Below are 13,953 nucleotides of genomic sequence, written 5' to 3'. Positions count from 1 at the left end.
TCATTCCTCAAAAATAGGCCACTCATCAGACTCAACGATTTCTAAGTAATCGGCCCACGATTTACTCGGGCGCTTACTTACAGTGATGTCAGATAGATTTGGCTGTTGGTATTCGTGGTTTTCATCTTCTCCAGTTAGAGGTTCAGGCTGTTTAGCCTCGAAATCATCTAACCAGCTTAAATCTGGCTTGGGTTGGTACTCTTCAACGAGCTGAGCAGGGCGAACCGTGCCGCAGGGTAGGTGCTCCGCAGGGCGGATTCTTATACTTGTTTCATCATCTATTCGAATTGAGCTACCTTGTTGCAGCGCGATTAGGGCTGAATCATCAATATTTGGCGGTAAACCACCACCTACTGAGTAAGGTTCTAATAATCGCTTAAGCTGATCGCTGACCTGTACTTTCTGCGATGGCGTACAGTTATTGACAGAACTCCGAGAGGAATCAGAGATTCCAGAAAGAGCAAGATCAAGAGCAGGAGCAAGAGCCCCCGCTTCAGCTTCATCACTCTTTTCAGTCTTCGTCACTATCTGCCAAGTCTTAAGCCGTGTCCTAACGACCTCACCAGCTGCAACAAAACCTTCTATTTTACGAACGTCTTCACCATGCGGAGAAGCAAACGGCAGCACTTCATAAGAGTTAGTGATAAGCAAATCTTCACGCTTAACGAATGGACCGCCTTGCCCCATGATGTAGCCTTGCCAGTTACCATGGTCGGCCGCTTTCATTGTTCCTGCGACATTGGCTTGGTCTGTATCTGCTCTTGCCTCATAGTTCTCAGCAATCACAGTTACTAGCTCTGCATTCGTCATGACATGCGCAGGTTTAAAAGGACCAACTAAACGGTACATAGACATGAGGTAAATAGAAGCCAACTCTTCACGCTCTTGCTTGAAAACGTATTCCATAAACGCTTTCTTGTTTTGGCTAGCTAAGCGGCGCAATTCGCGATAAGTGGTAACAGGTGCACCACCAAAGAATTGGAATTGACGAATACCCCAACGACTCTTCCAAGCGTTAACGTTTTTGGCCATAGCTTGCACAGATTGCCCGGTCTCTTTCGAAACCTCTTCACCCATGGCATAGCCATCAATGTTTTTAGAAATGTACTTAGCGATGTAGCCTGTTGCTGTGCCTTTTTCTGGGTCGATATACCCAAAGTCACAACGAGGCTGATAATTGAATGGACCTTGAATAGATTGCTTCTTGGCTGCACGCTTTTCGTTGCGATCGAAGAACGGGTAAAGCTCTTCTTTATCTTCATCAACCGCATAGCGAATAAACACATCACGCACTTTGGCCACATGCTCAGGCTTAACCCAAATCAGCAAATGCCAGTGCGGAGTACCATCATGATGTGGCTCAGCAACGCGAATACCAAACCAACGAATTTCATCACGGCCTAGCTTGGCACGAATACGCTGCCAAACTTTATTCAAATAGGTTTGTGCTTCTCGTGGGCTAGCGCCGTTCCAGTGTGGAATGAAGCCGCCTTTCTTATAGCTATTATGATATTTCGATGGTGTTGTCAGCGTTAAGAACAAACCTTGTAGGCCAAGTTCGTTACCAATATCCTCACAGCCACGACAACGAACCATTAACTCATGACGACGAATGGCAGGGTTCGACATGCTTTTCAACACCATGTCTTCCATTTCAACTTCTTCGCCAGTGGTATCTTCTCTAAGTAGCTGGCCTTGAATGAAATCCCAGTTCTTCTTTTGCTGAACTTGATGCTCTTGAATGCAATCCCATGAAGCATAAGGTGACGCCTTTGCCGACACTTGCCCCATAGCAATAGCTAAGTGCTCACGCATAATTTTGCGAATGCGCTTTAAGCGTCTAAACCACCATTTTTCACAGCTCAGCTTAGAGATAAACGACATGATATTTTCAGGCGTTATCTTCTTGTCATCACTTGGTGTTTTTACTCCAAAGCTACGCACCAAAGAAACGCACTGTTTGTAAACCATTAATGCGGCAATGTTCTCACCGTTCTCGGTTTCACATTCAATAGTCTGTGTCAGCACTGTTTGGTAACGAATCAAGATAGACACGATCTTAAATGCCATTTCTCTTAGTTCATCTTCCACCAATTCGGCAATGATTTTGCTTCGAACGGGTTTACGGTTTTTCTCGGCTTGCTCGAAGTCGAAACAGGCTTGCGGGTTCGCTTGTTCAAAGTTGTTTTGCTGAGGCTTGCTATCGTCGTCGACAGCATCACTCAGCAAAGCAACCTTAGAAGTAGTAGGAAGTTGTTTGTATTGTTCAAGCACCAACAGTACACGCCTATGCGCGGGTACCATTTTTTCACGAATAAAAGTGTTCGCGGCAAAGCGGCCTTGCTTCTTAAAAATCGAAACATATCTGTTTGCGAAATACTTAGTTAGGTAATGAGGAAGGCCAGAAAAGTGTCCAGATAGCCATTCTCGATCGGCAGGGTTAACTTCATATAACTTGCGCTCAACAACAGAAAGGTTTTCGGGCTCACGTTCGAACACCTGGCGAGAAGATAAAACCAAGTCATTCGAGATTGGGGTAACAGATTGCTCACCACCCACCCATTCAAGGAAGGCTTCATGTGATCGCTCTTGTTGCTGTTCATTAAATTCAATACTGCTGATATCAACATCTTGATACCACGAAATAAGGCGCTCTCCAGAAGTTTGAACTTTCTGTTGTGAGCGCCTATTTTTCTTGGATGCGTAAGTTGATGTCATTAACACTCATCCATAAAATCAGCAGGGTTGCGTGTGATTTTTAATTGAACTTGAATAGATTCATCACCAGAGAGCAAAGTACCCAACAGCACTTCATTATCAGGGTGATCACCTTCGAGCATTTCTACTAATAGGGTTTCAATATAATCAGGTGCTTCAGCCGCAACTTTCAGAGCTTCACTCATAGCTGAACTCCCAACACCGAAGCCCAGTGACTAGACATAGCATCAGGCTTTTTAATACCGACTTGATTTGCTTTTCGACGCTCTTCGCTCATGCCTGTTTTCTGTTTAGGCATTTCAATGGCTTCTTTTAAAGTCATCCCTTCAGACAAGCGACCGTATAAAGTAGCCTCCGAAATTCCAACCGACTTAGAAATAGCTCGAATTCCCTTTAGCCCTTTGTACTCATATTTGACTTGAGTAAGCTGAGCGCAACGAGGCATTGTTACTGCTTGTTCAATATCAAAGCCTCGTTGTAAACGCTTCAATAAAGTCGAGTAGTTAACACCGAACCTTTCAGCAATGGCTTTCACGCCTTTACAGCCTTGGTATTCACATTGGTGTGTCATAACCCTGCTAGCTCCTGCGTATCCATAATCATGTGACCGCCAGTGTGATTGCCTCTGATAATCACGCCGTTCAAAACGTGATGGCATTTGAACAGCTCGCAAGCCGTATCAATCGCGGGCTCTAGCGATTCAAACTCACCAAGCAACACGTTCTTCACTTCGTTGGTTTCATCATGGCGAACAACACCGCCACCGTTATTAAGTGCAACCGCTACATAACTCAGCATTAGCAAGCCTCCAATGTCGAACTGGTGCGCTCTTCTTTCCACCAATTCGACATGCCTTGGTGACTTTTAAGATCACGGAAAGCCAAGTGGACATAGTTCAAGGCACGAATAGCACCTAAAGCTTGAAGTTCTGTAGACAAATCATTTGCTGTATTGAAAACCACAACCCAGAAAGACCACCAAGCAGCGATATAATCAGGAAGCGTTAAACCTTGCTCTGTGCCATTCACGTTAACCAACATTGCGCGTTGGTAGTCGAGTGAACACAGCACACCCTGTGAGCATTCAGTTTTAGAAAAGATTTTTAAGAATTGCTGAATGGAATTGTTATCAAAGCCAATGGACTTTAATGAATGTTCAATATCACTTTGCAGGACGGAAATAGTGTTCATGCTTCCACCTCTGCAATAGTGCTTAGGTATTGGTTAGCAATTTCAATGAACACTCGACCATCTTCAACAGTTGCTTGAGAATCATCAATGGTGTGGCCAGAAGAACGCACAATGTCATAACCCGCTTCAATGCAATCGCATGTTTCTTGTAAACGGTCACGCAGGTACTCAATTAATGTTTGCGCTTTGGCGTGAGTAGCGCACGCAAGAGAAAGGACACACCACCCCTTTTCTAAACCGAACTGATCACCATGTAGGATGTGACAAATTTGGGCATTCATTTCCTGCCCTGTGTAATCGCCGTTTTCGTCAATTTCGCGCAGGTTTAAGCAGTCGTTCACTTGGAAGTCACGATCATTCAATCGAACTTCGTTAGTTTTACGGCCTGCCAATACTTCGGTGAAATGAACAGATTGAATTTTCAACTCATGCAGTTTAAAAGTGCTCATGCTTCCACCTCTGCTTTAGTTACAGAGGCTTCACGGGCTTCAATGATCAGCTCTGTTAGTTGGCTTTCGACTGAAAGAAGTTTTTCCAATGCTTCGTTATCAGCTAGAAAAACAAGCTCTTGTATTAAAGGCTTGGTACTAGGGTTCGTAATGAAGTCTTGGGATACTCCGTACACATTTACGCAGAACTGGTTAATATGAGGCGCAAATTCTGTAAACACATGAATCACATCTGCGTTAGCCATTGCCAACACATTAATCGCGTGAACAATGTCGAATATTTCACGCTTTTGGATTTCTTCTACATTGCCTCGTGAAACTGCTGCAGTGTTTTCAATATCAGCTTCATTTAGGTTGAAGTCGTTTCTAAGGTGTTTAGGCAATAACGAACTAACCGCAAATGCGATTCGACGTTGATTAGCACTTGCTTGGTCATTAAAGCGGATAGTTTTATTCAGAAGTTCACGAGACTCACTCAACGCTTCAAGTGCTTCATCTCTGAACTGTTTAGATTCTTGGTTTAATTTGATGGCTTGTTCGCGGTCACTCATCATCAATTCCTCAGATTTTGGATATAAAAAACCCTCCCTCTTTAAATCAAAGAGGGATAAGGGTTGTAGGCAAAATGCCTAGTGGCTAGGTTGGCTTGGGTGTAACTCGGTTATGACCAGCGCGAAAGTACATCCTGCGCGTTGGCATCAATTCGGTTAATCTCACGTGAAAGGCGCTTTCGTTCTACGTTGCAATCACTTTTGGCGTACTGAGCTTGTAGCTCTGCTCGACGTGAACGAAGTGGCTGCAATTGGCGTTCGCCAAGCTCTTTCCTTGTTCGCTCCAAAAACGTTAGGCCGCGTTCCTTTTGCTCGCGGTTCAAAGACCAGCACAGCAAATCTGGGCATGGGTTTTCTAATGGTGGTATCGCTACGCTTGAATGTTCTACTGTTGCAACTGACATACAAAATTCCTCTAACTTAAGCCGGGGATTGGTGCACCGTTGGCAATAAAATCGACACCCATACTCAAGAACGGGGTTGCGCCAGTAGTGCGGTTTTCTAGGTCATTAATGAGCAGCACCAAGTTACTAATACCTGCTTGGGCTGTTTTAATAATTGAACTGCGTTCGGATAGAGGCAGGGCTCTTTTACTCGCGTTGTCTAATGCAAGTTGAGATATTTCACCTGCCACAATTGAATTGTCTAAAGCTCGCTTGATAAACGACTCTTCCTTCCCTTCTGGTATATGAGCTGTCGCTAGCCCCAGTCGACGAAGTACCACTTCTAAAATCACGTAATCATTCGCAGCTTTAGAAATAGCCATCATTTCTGGTACAGAGAGAACATGTGGCTGTTCCTTGTTTAGCTTATTGCGTAGCAGCTTAGGGCATAGGCCAGTAGCTTGAGCAATAACACTGACTTTGTGCCTTGCTCGGAATATGGCGCAGGCCTCGTTGTACTCTTCTTGTGTGTTAGCCAAAAATGTACACATTGAACTATTAGCACTCATATCTAATACTTACCCCGTAGGAAGTTTAAGGTCTGGTTTGATACAAATCGGGCGTGATATCGTGATATATTGCGCTCTGTTTCATAAGGAGATAAAAATGAAAACAGAGTCTTTATTCACGCCAAGTAAACCAGAAACACAAGAAATTGATAAAAAAGTAAAAAGTTACCTTGAAGCCAAAGGGTTAGATGATTTCCATGGGAATATGTCTATTGCCATTCTTGAAACCAATGACATAAAGAACTTCTCGCCTTTTAGAACTATCTACACCGATGGCTTGGGGGAATTCATGTCGACTTGTATGGAGCTAGAGAAGCTAGGACTTACCTGCATTAACAAGAACGACATTGACTCCCTAAAAGGTTTTGATTCAGTGTTCGTTCCCGATATTGAGCTTGTCTAAGTAACTTCCAAGTTCGGCATCAATAACCGCTTTACTGGTGCCGTTCTCAATTTGCGCAATAATGTACTTAGTGATGTAAGGTGCTAGGTTCTTCATGGAGGTTACCTTTTTTAGTTTTGTGTGAATGATTGCTGTTGACTTACTAGTGAGTGCTATTGACGGCTTCCCATTCAGCTTTAGCTTCAGAACTCTTACGCTCAATAAGAGCAGCTAGGTCTTTTGCATCTACGTAGTAATCGCCACTATTGCTGTCGGTAGTGCGATAAGCTGGCACGGGAAAGACGTTTTTCTTAATACGCTCGTTGGCAGTTTTTACAGTGCAGTTAAAGTAACGCTGACATATGTCTTTAACTGGTATCTCGTCGCCATACAGAGTGGAAATAATAATGACGCGTTTTTTGAAAGAAGACGTTTGCATCGTTTTACCTCGGTTAAATCGTAAGAAACAAAGCGGTAGATTTCCGCGTGTGTGATGACGTTAGTTAAGCTTCTTCGGCTTCGCAATACCCACCACAAAAGTAAGCAAGATTAGGCAAAACAACGCAAAAATAAGCAATCCAAGGGGCTAACTCATCTTGCGACTCAGTAACTTTTGCCTCTATGTAGGAAGCTAAATCTTCAACGGTGACGAAATAATCATTCTTGTTGCTATCTGCTAATCGAAAAGCAGGGACAGGGAACGTATAAGCTTTAATTTGCTGATAAGCCGTTTGCTTTTTACAGTTCAATAACGGCTCGCAAATATCAGACACAGGGACAATCGAATCGCCAAAAGCGGTAAGGAGCCCAAATTCAGTATTCATACACTACCCATCTATAGAGACACGGCCTAAAGCGTGTTAAAGTAAAATTTCGCAACCTAAAGCAAATAAATTCGTTTATTTGTTTTGCTTGCTTACGTTGTGTTACTTAATCTTGCTTAACTTGTCTTTAATGGTCAAGTTTGTTTTGGTGATCTATTTATGAAGGAATGGTTCTTAAGCTCGGAATTAATGGCTTTACCTGGTATGCCTGGCAGTAGTGCTGGCATCTCTCAAAGGGCAAAGCGAGAAGGCTGGAAGTCCCGTAAAACAAAGGGCCAGTCGCGTGCGCTTGAATATCACGTCTCAAGTTTTGATGAGCAAGACTTAGAGGAATTGAGAGCTGTATACGGTGATGTTGCCATTCCCGAGAATGTGACAGAGATCTCAAACATAAAGGCCGTAAAATCGTTTTATCAGGCAGATGACTTGTGCGCTGTACCTGTTTATAACGTTTATGCGTCTTGCGGCTTTGGCGCTCAGAACGATGCGGAATACCAATTAAGAACAGAACTGTTGCCATGTTCACGCTTAAAGCAACATGGCTTAACAGAAAGCACCGCACGAATTGTTATTTGTCACGGTGACTCGATGGAAGATACATTGAGTAACGGTGATGAAGTGCTTGTCGATATCAGAGAACTTGAGCACCCAGTAAATCATGGTGTGTATGTAGTACGTATTGGTAAGCATGTTTATATAAAGCGTTTGAAGTACGACATCATGGCAGAAGGCTACGAAGTCATTTCAGACAACAAAGATGAATATTCACCCTTTATTGTGAACGGAGAAAAACTCGAAGAGTTCGCAGTAATAGGGAAAGTGGTCACCACCGTCATGAAGGCGGTAATTTAGAAAAGCAAAGGCATCCGAAAGGGTGCCTTTTTTGTTGGTTGGAGTATTGATAGAAATGAAATTAGGTTTGAAATTGGCAGTGGCGGCTTTCCCTGTCCCTACGGCTTTTTGGGTATTAAAAAGCAAAGCATCTTGGTGGGTTAAAGTTATCGTAACTTTGTGGGCTCTATTCTGGGGAATAATTCTGATAGGGAGCTTTTCTTCTGAAGTGCCAACAGACGAAGCTTACGGAGTACTTTCTGTGCTTTCATTGTTAGCTCTCATTGTCGCTTTGCTCCATCAGTGTGCGGTAATTCTTTACCAACAGGCCTTGGAAAATGAGGGAGAAAGTAGTCTCGGTGAGATTGAAATACACAAAGAGTATGATATGACCTATCGAGATTCGAAAGGGAAGATAAGCGAACGGAGCATTATTTTACGTGGGATTGAACATAAGAACGGAGAAGAGTACTTGCAAGCCACTTGCTTACTTCGTAGACGCTCAAGAACATTTAAAAAGTCAAATATTATAACTTTGACCGACACTGATACTGGTGAAGTTGTTATTTGACCACTGCTTTAATCTTGAAGGAGAATAAATAGTAATGGCTGATTTATGGATCCCAGTACCAAAAAGCAAAGCGGTCGTTGGAGGGATTGTTTATAACAAGAAGATAGTTGCTGTTTCCTCTAAGAAACCTTTTTATATTCCTCACGATGGCCCTTGTATACAGTGGCCTTCTCTTACAGTTCGCCGCGGCATGCATAAGATGGTAAAGGTTGTAGATGTATAGAGTCGCTTTAGCACCTTAGTTCTTGACCAAGTTGAATTTGTAACGCTACTACAGCTTGGCTGCTACTGGCAGAAACCAGAGTCAAAAGAAGATGATACCAAGGTTAAAAAGATAACGTTGATTGCTTAAAGTTTACAGGGGAACCAATGGTAATAAAGAGCACACTCAAGCTTAGGCCGATAGATAAACAAGCAGCGCTAGTTACTCAAAAGGCGCCAACGCACTCGACTTTCATAATTAAAAACCGTGACAAGTTGGTTGATTCTGAGTTTTGGGAAGCCCCAAAGAAGCATAAACCGATACCAAAGGATGGTAATTTCGTTGATTTGACTGGCGCTCATTTTGGCCGATTAACAGTAACTGGTTTTCTGGGTAGTCGAACTTGGCAATGTCGGTGTATTTGTGGTCGATACTGCCAGAGAACGAAAAAGTTTATTGAGCAAGCGATCAGCGGCAGAGACTCTACTGAGTCGATGTGTCGAGAATGCTATGCTGTGATGCTTTTGAAGAAGAATGAATACTTTAAAGCTCATGGCCGTTACCCTTCGGACAAGAAAAAGCTAGAGTTGTGACAACCAATAAAAGCAACTTAACGCAATCCTACGCAATTCATAGTTGACGGTAGCGTTAAATGAAATTAGTATTACTAACACTACTTCCCTCCTTCGAGCGAGATTCAATTCGACACTCGATGCGAGGACCTATTCTAAAAGCCGCCTTCATTGGCGGCTTTTTTCGATCATGTAAAAACAAAATGAAAACAGTTGTCTATGTTGATGGTTTCAACTTCTATTTCGGTTTGTTGAGGCATTCCCCTTATAAGTGGCTAGATCTAATTAAATTGTTTGAAGGGGAAATACTGCCTCAGTACGCTCCTGATTCTGAACTAGTTAAGCTCAAGCTTTTTACTGCCCCTATTCTTGGTAAGTTCGCTACTAATGGCGCAAATGCTCAGCAGGCTCAGCAAAGCTATTGGAGAGCTCTTGAAGTTAGCTATCCTGATCGCTTCGAAGTAATCAAAGGTTATTATAGCCAAGGCAAGCAAAATGCAATGCAGTACCTATCACCACCTGACAAGCAGCAGCGTGTTGATGTTTGGAAGCTTGAAGAAAAACAAACAGACACAAAGATGTCGCTGGATATCTACAGGGATTCTCTTAATCCTGAAATAGATCAAGTAATCATAGTTAGCAATGATTCTGACATGGAACCAGCAGCCGCATTAGTTAAATCAGATTCTCTAACACGTTTAGGGGTGGTTTTACCTCGTATCCAAGGTAGCCAGCGCCCTTTAAGCATGAAGCTATCAAGCATATCTGACTGGTCAGCAGCAGGTATAACAGAGGAACAATTAGCTAATTCTCAGTTTCCAGAGCGCGTCCCAACGAGAAAGAAACCAATTAGAAAGCCGAGTTATTGGTAATGACAATCTTTGTTTAGTTGCGCCTATTATGCAGCTAACCCGGGGACAGGGTGTGCTTTGTGTGTGGGGTGATAAATTTAGATCCTTAGATACACGGAGACCCAGCCTTTAAAAAGACTGGGTCCCGGAAATCAGCAGCATACCGTAGTATGCTTACTGCCAGTAAATGTAAGAAATACATGGCTACTTGTCAATTGCTTTGCTTTACGTCAATTCGCTTTCTCGTGTAACTTATGAGGAAACAGCTGAGTGTACACTTGCCAAAGTATGTTTAGGTTTCGGTGACCAGTTACTTGAGCGACTTCTTCTATCGAGTAACCCAATTCAAAAAGCCTGCTTGCTCCTTCACGTCTTAAATCGTGGTAGCGCAAATCTTCTATTCCTAAGCTATTACGTACTCGCTGAAACCCTGCCGAAACACTTCTAGGGTTATACGGGAATATCAGATCGCCTCGTCGTTCTTGGCGTAAAACAATATCCATAGACTCACCAAGTAAGGGAACAATCATATGGTTACCTTCTTTCTTACGTGGGTCTTTACGATCACGAACGACGACCGTTTTATTATCTTCGTTTAAGTCTTCCCATCGAATAGCACAAACCTCACCAATTCGCATACAGGTTAAAACGCTAAAGTCTAGAATGTCGGTAAATGGAATACGGGTTGGTCCATTACTGCGGTAGCTCTCACGTTCAAGCAAACCTTGCTTTAACTTCTCAAGTTCGCCTTCGGTTGGCCTTCTGGTACGCCTGTCCGATTTGCCAACTAACTTCATATCAATAAGCACTGGCACCGCCTCTTCAAAGACAGCGTAGTTCGCCTCGATGTTAAAAACAGGGTTCGCCTTTTTCATCACTGAACGTAGATAAGCAATATCATGATAAATGGTTACTGGCTTAGCGCCTGCGCCTTTTCTATCTTTACAGTGTTTAATGAGATCGGCAGTCGTTAAGCTGTTGGTTTGCACATTTGCGATATTGCAATCACGAAGCATTTTTATGACGTATTGCTTAGTGCGCCCTGTGTTGTCCCACAAATCACGCTCAGCGATAAATAAGTCAAGCAGCTCCGAAATAGTCGTAGCACGTTGAGATTTAAAGCCTTTGGCCTCTATCTCACTAACTTGATTCTTTGCCCAAGCAGTAGCTATCGCTTTTTTCTTATGTGTTTTGGCAAATCGGTGTACAATTCGCCCATTATTTTTGACAGTAATTGTCGCTTTATATCGCTTCTCGCCACTGGTGAGCGTCCGAGTTTGAATGCTAAAAGAAGCCATAGTTATCCCCGTAAAGGCGTACCGACTAGGTGAATTAAAGGTGTACTATAGGTGTACCACGAACGGCAAAACTAAGCAATTTAACGCAAAGCGCAGTAAAACAAAGTTTGAGTAAATCCTTTATGAACCTAGATAAATCAACGAAACCCAATGAGTTCAAGGCTAATCGTTTTAGCGTTGCTCCGATGTTGGATTGGACTGACCGCCACTGTCGTTACTTTCACCGTTTGCTATCTCAGCAGACGCTTCTGTACACGGAAATGGTCACAACTGGTGCGATCTTACATGGTAAGGGCGACTTTCTAGAGTATAACGAGCAAGAACACCCATTAGCTCTTCAACTTGGTGGTTCAAACCCGGTTGATTTGGCGGCTTGTGCCAAGCTTGCTGGAGAGCGTGGTTATGATGAAGTGAACCTAAACGTAGGTTGCCCTTCAGACCGAGTTCAGAATGGTCGCTTTGGTGCTTGCCTAATGGCTGAGCCTGAGCTGGTGGCAGACTGTGTGTCAGCGATGAAAGAAGTCACAGATATTCCAATTACGGTGAAAACACGTATTGGTATCGACGACCAAGACTCTTACGAGTTTCTGACTAAGTTTGTTTCTACTGTTTCTGAAAAGGGCGGTTGTGAGCAATTTACTATCCATGCGCGTAAGGCGTGGTTGAGTGGCCTTAGCCCGAAAGAGAACCGTGAGATCCCACCGCTAGATTACGATCGCGCGTACCAAATCAAGAAAGACTTCTCAGATCTTGTGATTGCGGTAAATGGTGGCATTACTACATTAGAACAAACTAAAGAACACTTGCAGCACCTTGATGGTGTGATGATTGGTCGTGAGGCATACCATAGCCCGTTTATCTTGGCTGAAGTTGATCAGCAGATCTTTGGTTTAGACACGCCAATCAAGAAGCGTTCACAAGTAGTTGAAGAGATGTACCCGTACATTGAGCGTCAGCTTTCGAATGGAGCGAGCCTTGGTCATATCTCTCGTCATATGCTTGGTTTGTTCCAAAGCATGCCGGGTGCAAGACAATGGCGTCGTTACATCAGTGAGAATGCACATAAGAAAGGCGCGGGCATTGAGGTGATTCAGACGGCATTGGCTAAGATCCCTAAAGAGCTAAATGTATAAACACCCTCAAGGTTAAAGCAAAAGCCAAAAGCTAGAAGTTAAAAGCTTAAGGCTTAAAGAATAAGGCTAAATTCGCCATTAGAGGCTAAATTTACCATTGTGAGTTTCCGAAAAGCCACGCATGAAGATGTGTGGTTTTTTATTTGCCTGATAAATAAGGAGTTTATGGTTGTAGCTAACTTGGTATGGAAGCTGCAATGTTAGAAAGTAGGAAAGATAGGTCATCAACTCATTAGGGAGACCATTATGTTTGAATTAATCTTTGTTCTTATTTTCGTCGCAACTTTACTCGTTACTGGTATTACGTTTATGACGGTACTAGCGGCAACCGGAATCGCGTTAGCGGTCATGCTGGTCTTAGGTATGATGGGCGTTGTGTTTAAACTGCTGCCTTGGCTGATCGTGATTGCAGTGGGTGTGTGGTTTTTCAAAAACTATGTACACTGCTCTAACCAAAGACGTTATTAAGGTCATCGTGTCGTCAAATCTTTACTCGTCAGCGGTTTATCGTTTTAGAATTTAAGATGTGTGGTAGAATTTTCCCCAATAATCTATGAATGTGCATACAATTAGCACAACGATATGGAATTGGAGCTATCTCAAATGAATAAAATGCCATTAATTGCTTTAGTGGGAATGCTTTCTTTAAGCTCGGCAGTGTCCGCTGAAGAAGAGTTTTCTTACACGACTAAGATCGGTGCTGATATGTGGTGGGGAAGTACAAAGCTGAATGAAGCTAGGTCGAGTGACTCAAACTCACCTTCGTTGTATTTCGCATTTGAGCATAATGCCCCTAAGCTGCCAAATGCGAGTTTCCGCTACTCTACTGTTGATACAACATTGTTAGCGTTTGATAAGTATGACTACACGTTCTACTACACAATGTTGGATCACAAGTTGATGAACTTCGATGCGGGTGTGACATTTACTCAGTATGCGAACTCACATTACAAAGATCCGTACAGTTCGAAAACGACAAGTTTTGATGAGTTTACTTGGAGCTTCTACGGTAACGCAGAAATCAATGTCCCTAATACTCACCTTGATATCATTGGTACGATGGAATTTGGTGATAGCAACGGTATTAAGAGTACCGATTTGATGGCGGGTGTTCAGTACCGTATTCCAGTGGCAGATACTGAAATAGCACTTCGTGGTGGCTATCGTGTGATCGACCTTGATTCGGACAAATTCTTCTCTTCAGAGCTGAACAAACCTCTTGAGACAGACAAAGAACCTGATCCGTTAGATGACCCAAAGCCAGGGCCACCTAAATCGTTTGTTATGGTTGATGGTTGGTTTGCTGGCGTAGAAGTACGCTTTTAGGCAATTAAAACGAATCTAGAACGAAATTTAAGAACGTCACTTTATGAAGTGGCGTTTTTTTATATCTATTGGTTATACCCAAGCTGATCCGCACCAGAAGTTT

The 13,953-nt window shown here is 43.1% G+C and carries 22 protein-coding genes; 9 read left to right on the top strand and 13 right to left on the bottom strand.

What is annotated here, in order from left to right:
• The 9 genes from AB4407_RS07720 to AB4407_RS07680 all read right to left on the bottom strand — a co-directional run bounded on the left by AB4407_RS07720 (position 1) and on the right by AB4407_RS07680 (position 5,860).
• Complete coding sequence (locus tag AB4407_RS07720) at positions 1–2,718, bottom strand: replication endonuclease (protein WP_372120047.1); 2,718 nt, start codon at positions 2,716–2,718, stop codon at positions 1–3.
• Positions 2,718–2,903 carry a hypothetical protein gene (locus AB4407_RS07715; protein ID WP_372120045.1) on the bottom strand — a complete coding sequence of 62 codons (186 nt, stop codon included), beginning with the start codon at positions 2,901–2,903 and terminating at the stop codon, positions 2,718–2,720. Before AB4407_RS07715 ends, AB4407_RS07720 begins: the two co-directional genes overlap by 1 nt.
• Positions 2,900–3,289 carry a hypothetical protein gene (locus tag AB4407_RS07710; RefSeq protein ID WP_372120043.1) on the bottom strand — a complete coding sequence of 130 codons (390 nt, stop codon included), beginning with the start codon at positions 3,287–3,289 and terminating at the stop codon, positions 2,900–2,902. The genes AB4407_RS07715 and AB4407_RS07710 overlap by 4 nt, the downstream gene beginning before the upstream one ends.
• Positions 3,286–3,516 (bottom strand): hypothetical protein, encoded by a 231-nt coding sequence (locus tag AB4407_RS07705; RefSeq protein WP_372120041.1) that lies wholly within the window; start codon positions 3,514–3,516, stop codon positions 3,286–3,288. The genes AB4407_RS07710 and AB4407_RS07705 overlap by 4 nt, the downstream gene beginning before the upstream one ends.
• A complete protein-coding gene (locus AB4407_RS07700) occupies positions 3,516–3,908 on the bottom strand; it encodes a hypothetical protein (protein ID WP_372120039.1) in 393 nt (130 codons plus the stop codon). Before AB4407_RS07700 ends, AB4407_RS07705 begins: the two co-directional genes overlap by 1 nt.
• On the bottom strand, positions 3,905–4,357 hold the full coding sequence (locus AB4407_RS07695; protein ID WP_372120037.1) for a DUF3850 domain-containing protein: 453 nt from the start codon (positions 4,355–4,357) through the stop codon (positions 3,905–3,907). The genes AB4407_RS07700 and AB4407_RS07695 overlap by 4 nt, the downstream gene beginning before the upstream one ends.
• The gene (locus AB4407_RS07690) at positions 4,354–4,908 is read right to left on the bottom strand and encodes a hypothetical protein (RefSeq protein ID WP_372120035.1); all 555 of its coding nucleotides are present in this window, start codon (positions 4,906–4,908) and stop codon (positions 4,354–4,356) included. Before AB4407_RS07690 ends, AB4407_RS07695 begins: the two co-directional genes overlap by 4 nt.
• A gap of 110 nt (positions 4,909–5,018) precedes the next feature.
• Positions 5,019–5,312 carry a hypothetical protein gene (locus AB4407_RS07685; RefSeq protein WP_372120033.1) on the bottom strand — a complete coding sequence of 98 codons (294 nt, stop codon included), beginning with the start codon at positions 5,310–5,312 and terminating at the stop codon, positions 5,019–5,021.
• A gap of 11 nt (positions 5,313–5,323) precedes the next feature.
• The gene (locus AB4407_RS07680; protein ID WP_372120031.1) at positions 5,324–5,860 is read right to left on the bottom strand and encodes a phage regulatory CII family protein; all 537 of its coding nucleotides are present in this window, start codon (positions 5,858–5,860) and stop codon (positions 5,324–5,326) included.
• A gap of 97 nt (positions 5,861–5,957) precedes the next feature.
• Between AB4407_RS07680 and AB4407_RS07675 the strand changes: the two genes are divergently transcribed.
• Entirely contained in the window at positions 5,958–6,263 is a 306-nt protein-coding gene (locus AB4407_RS07675; RefSeq protein WP_372120029.1) for a hypothetical protein, read from the top strand.
• Here the strand turns inward: AB4407_RS07675 and AB4407_RS07670 are convergent.
• The 3 genes from AB4407_RS07670 to AB4407_RS07660 form a co-directional block, all read right to left on the bottom strand.
• Positions 6,231–6,359: a hypothetical protein gene (locus tag AB4407_RS07670; protein ID WP_372120027.1), complete on the bottom strand. Its 129-nt coding sequence runs from the start codon at positions 6,357–6,359 to the stop codon at positions 6,231–6,233. The two genes, AB4407_RS07675 and AB4407_RS07670, sit on opposite strands and share 33 nt — an antisense overlap.
• Positions 6,360–6,405: 46 nt before the next feature.
• Entirely contained in the window at positions 6,406–6,681 is a 276-nt protein-coding gene (locus AB4407_RS07665; RefSeq protein ID WP_372120025.1) for a pyocin activator PrtN family protein, read from the bottom strand.
• Between the two features lie 64 nt (positions 6,682–6,745).
• Positions 6,746–7,066 (bottom strand): pyocin activator PrtN family protein, encoded by a 321-nt coding sequence (locus AB4407_RS07660; protein ID WP_372120023.1) that lies wholly within the window; start codon positions 7,064–7,066, stop codon positions 6,746–6,748.
• Between the two features lie 159 nt (positions 7,067–7,225).
• On the opposite strand from AB4407_RS07660, the gene AB4407_RS07655 reads away from it, so the two are divergent.
• The 5 genes from AB4407_RS07655 (at position 7,226) to AB4407_RS07635 (ending at position 10,114) form a co-directional block, all read left to right on the top strand.
• Positions 7,226–7,918: a S24 family peptidase gene (locus tag AB4407_RS07655; RefSeq protein WP_372120021.1), complete on the top strand. Its 693-nt coding sequence runs from the start codon at positions 7,226–7,228 to the stop codon at positions 7,916–7,918.
• A gap of 31 nt (positions 7,919–7,949) precedes the next feature.
• A complete protein-coding gene (locus tag AB4407_RS07650) occupies positions 7,950–8,468 on the top strand; it encodes a hypothetical protein (protein ID WP_372120019.1) in 519 nt (172 codons plus the stop codon).
• A 34-nt stretch (positions 8,469–8,502) separates the two neighbouring features.
• A complete protein-coding gene (locus AB4407_RS07645; protein ID WP_102561680.1) occupies positions 8,503–8,691 on the top strand; it encodes a hypothetical protein in 189 nt (62 codons plus the stop codon).
• Positions 8,692–8,837: 146 nt separating this feature from the next.
• A complete protein-coding gene (locus tag AB4407_RS07640; RefSeq protein WP_102561677.1) occupies positions 8,838–9,263 on the top strand; it encodes a hypothetical protein in 426 nt (141 codons plus the stop codon).
• Positions 9,264–9,445: 182 nt separating this feature from the next.
• Positions 9,446–10,114 carry an NYN domain-containing protein gene (locus AB4407_RS07635; protein ID WP_102561794.1) on the top strand — a complete coding sequence of 223 codons (669 nt, stop codon included), beginning with the start codon at positions 9,446–9,448 and terminating at the stop codon, positions 10,112–10,114.
• 209 nt (positions 10,115–10,323) lie between these two features.
• Here AB4407_RS07635 and AB4407_RS07630 read toward each other — a convergent pair whose 3' ends face one another.
• Positions 10,324–11,391, bottom strand: a complete 1,068-nt coding sequence (locus tag AB4407_RS07630) for a tyrosine-type recombinase/integrase (protein WP_372120016.1) — start codon at positions 11,389–11,391, stop codon at positions 10,324–10,326.
• 122 nt (positions 11,392–11,513) lie between these two features.
• Here AB4407_RS07630 and dusA point away from each other — a divergent pair, with 122 nt between their 5' ends.
• From dusA to AB4407_RS07615, 3 genes are all read left to right on the top strand, one after another.
• Complete coding sequence (dusA, locus tag AB4407_RS07625) at positions 11,514–12,524, top strand: tRNA dihydrouridine(20/20a) synthase DusA (RefSeq protein WP_372120014.1); 1,011 nt, start codon at positions 11,514–11,516, stop codon at positions 12,522–12,524.
• A 246-nt stretch (positions 12,525–12,770) separates the two neighbouring features.
• Positions 12,771–12,992: an envelope stress response protein PspG gene (pspG, locus tag AB4407_RS07620; RefSeq protein ID WP_372120012.1), complete on the top strand. Its 222-nt coding sequence runs from the start codon at positions 12,771–12,773 to the stop codon at positions 12,990–12,992.
• A gap of 135 nt (positions 12,993–13,127) precedes the next feature.
• Positions 13,128–13,850, top strand: a complete 723-nt coding sequence (locus AB4407_RS07615; protein ID WP_081326142.1) for a TIGR04219 family outer membrane beta-barrel protein — start codon at positions 13,128–13,130, stop codon at positions 13,848–13,850.
• Positions 13,851–13,953 lie beyond the last annotated feature (103 nt).

Origin of the sequence: Vibrio sp. 10N.261.46.E11, from assembly GCF_041472735.1 — a bacterium.
In the GTDB taxonomy this organism is placed as follows: Bacteria; Pseudomonadota; Gammaproteobacteria; order Enterobacterales; family Vibrionaceae; genus Vibrio.
Note: the sequence above shows the minus strand (reverse complement) of the source record. Positions and strands in the feature narration are given on the sequence as shown.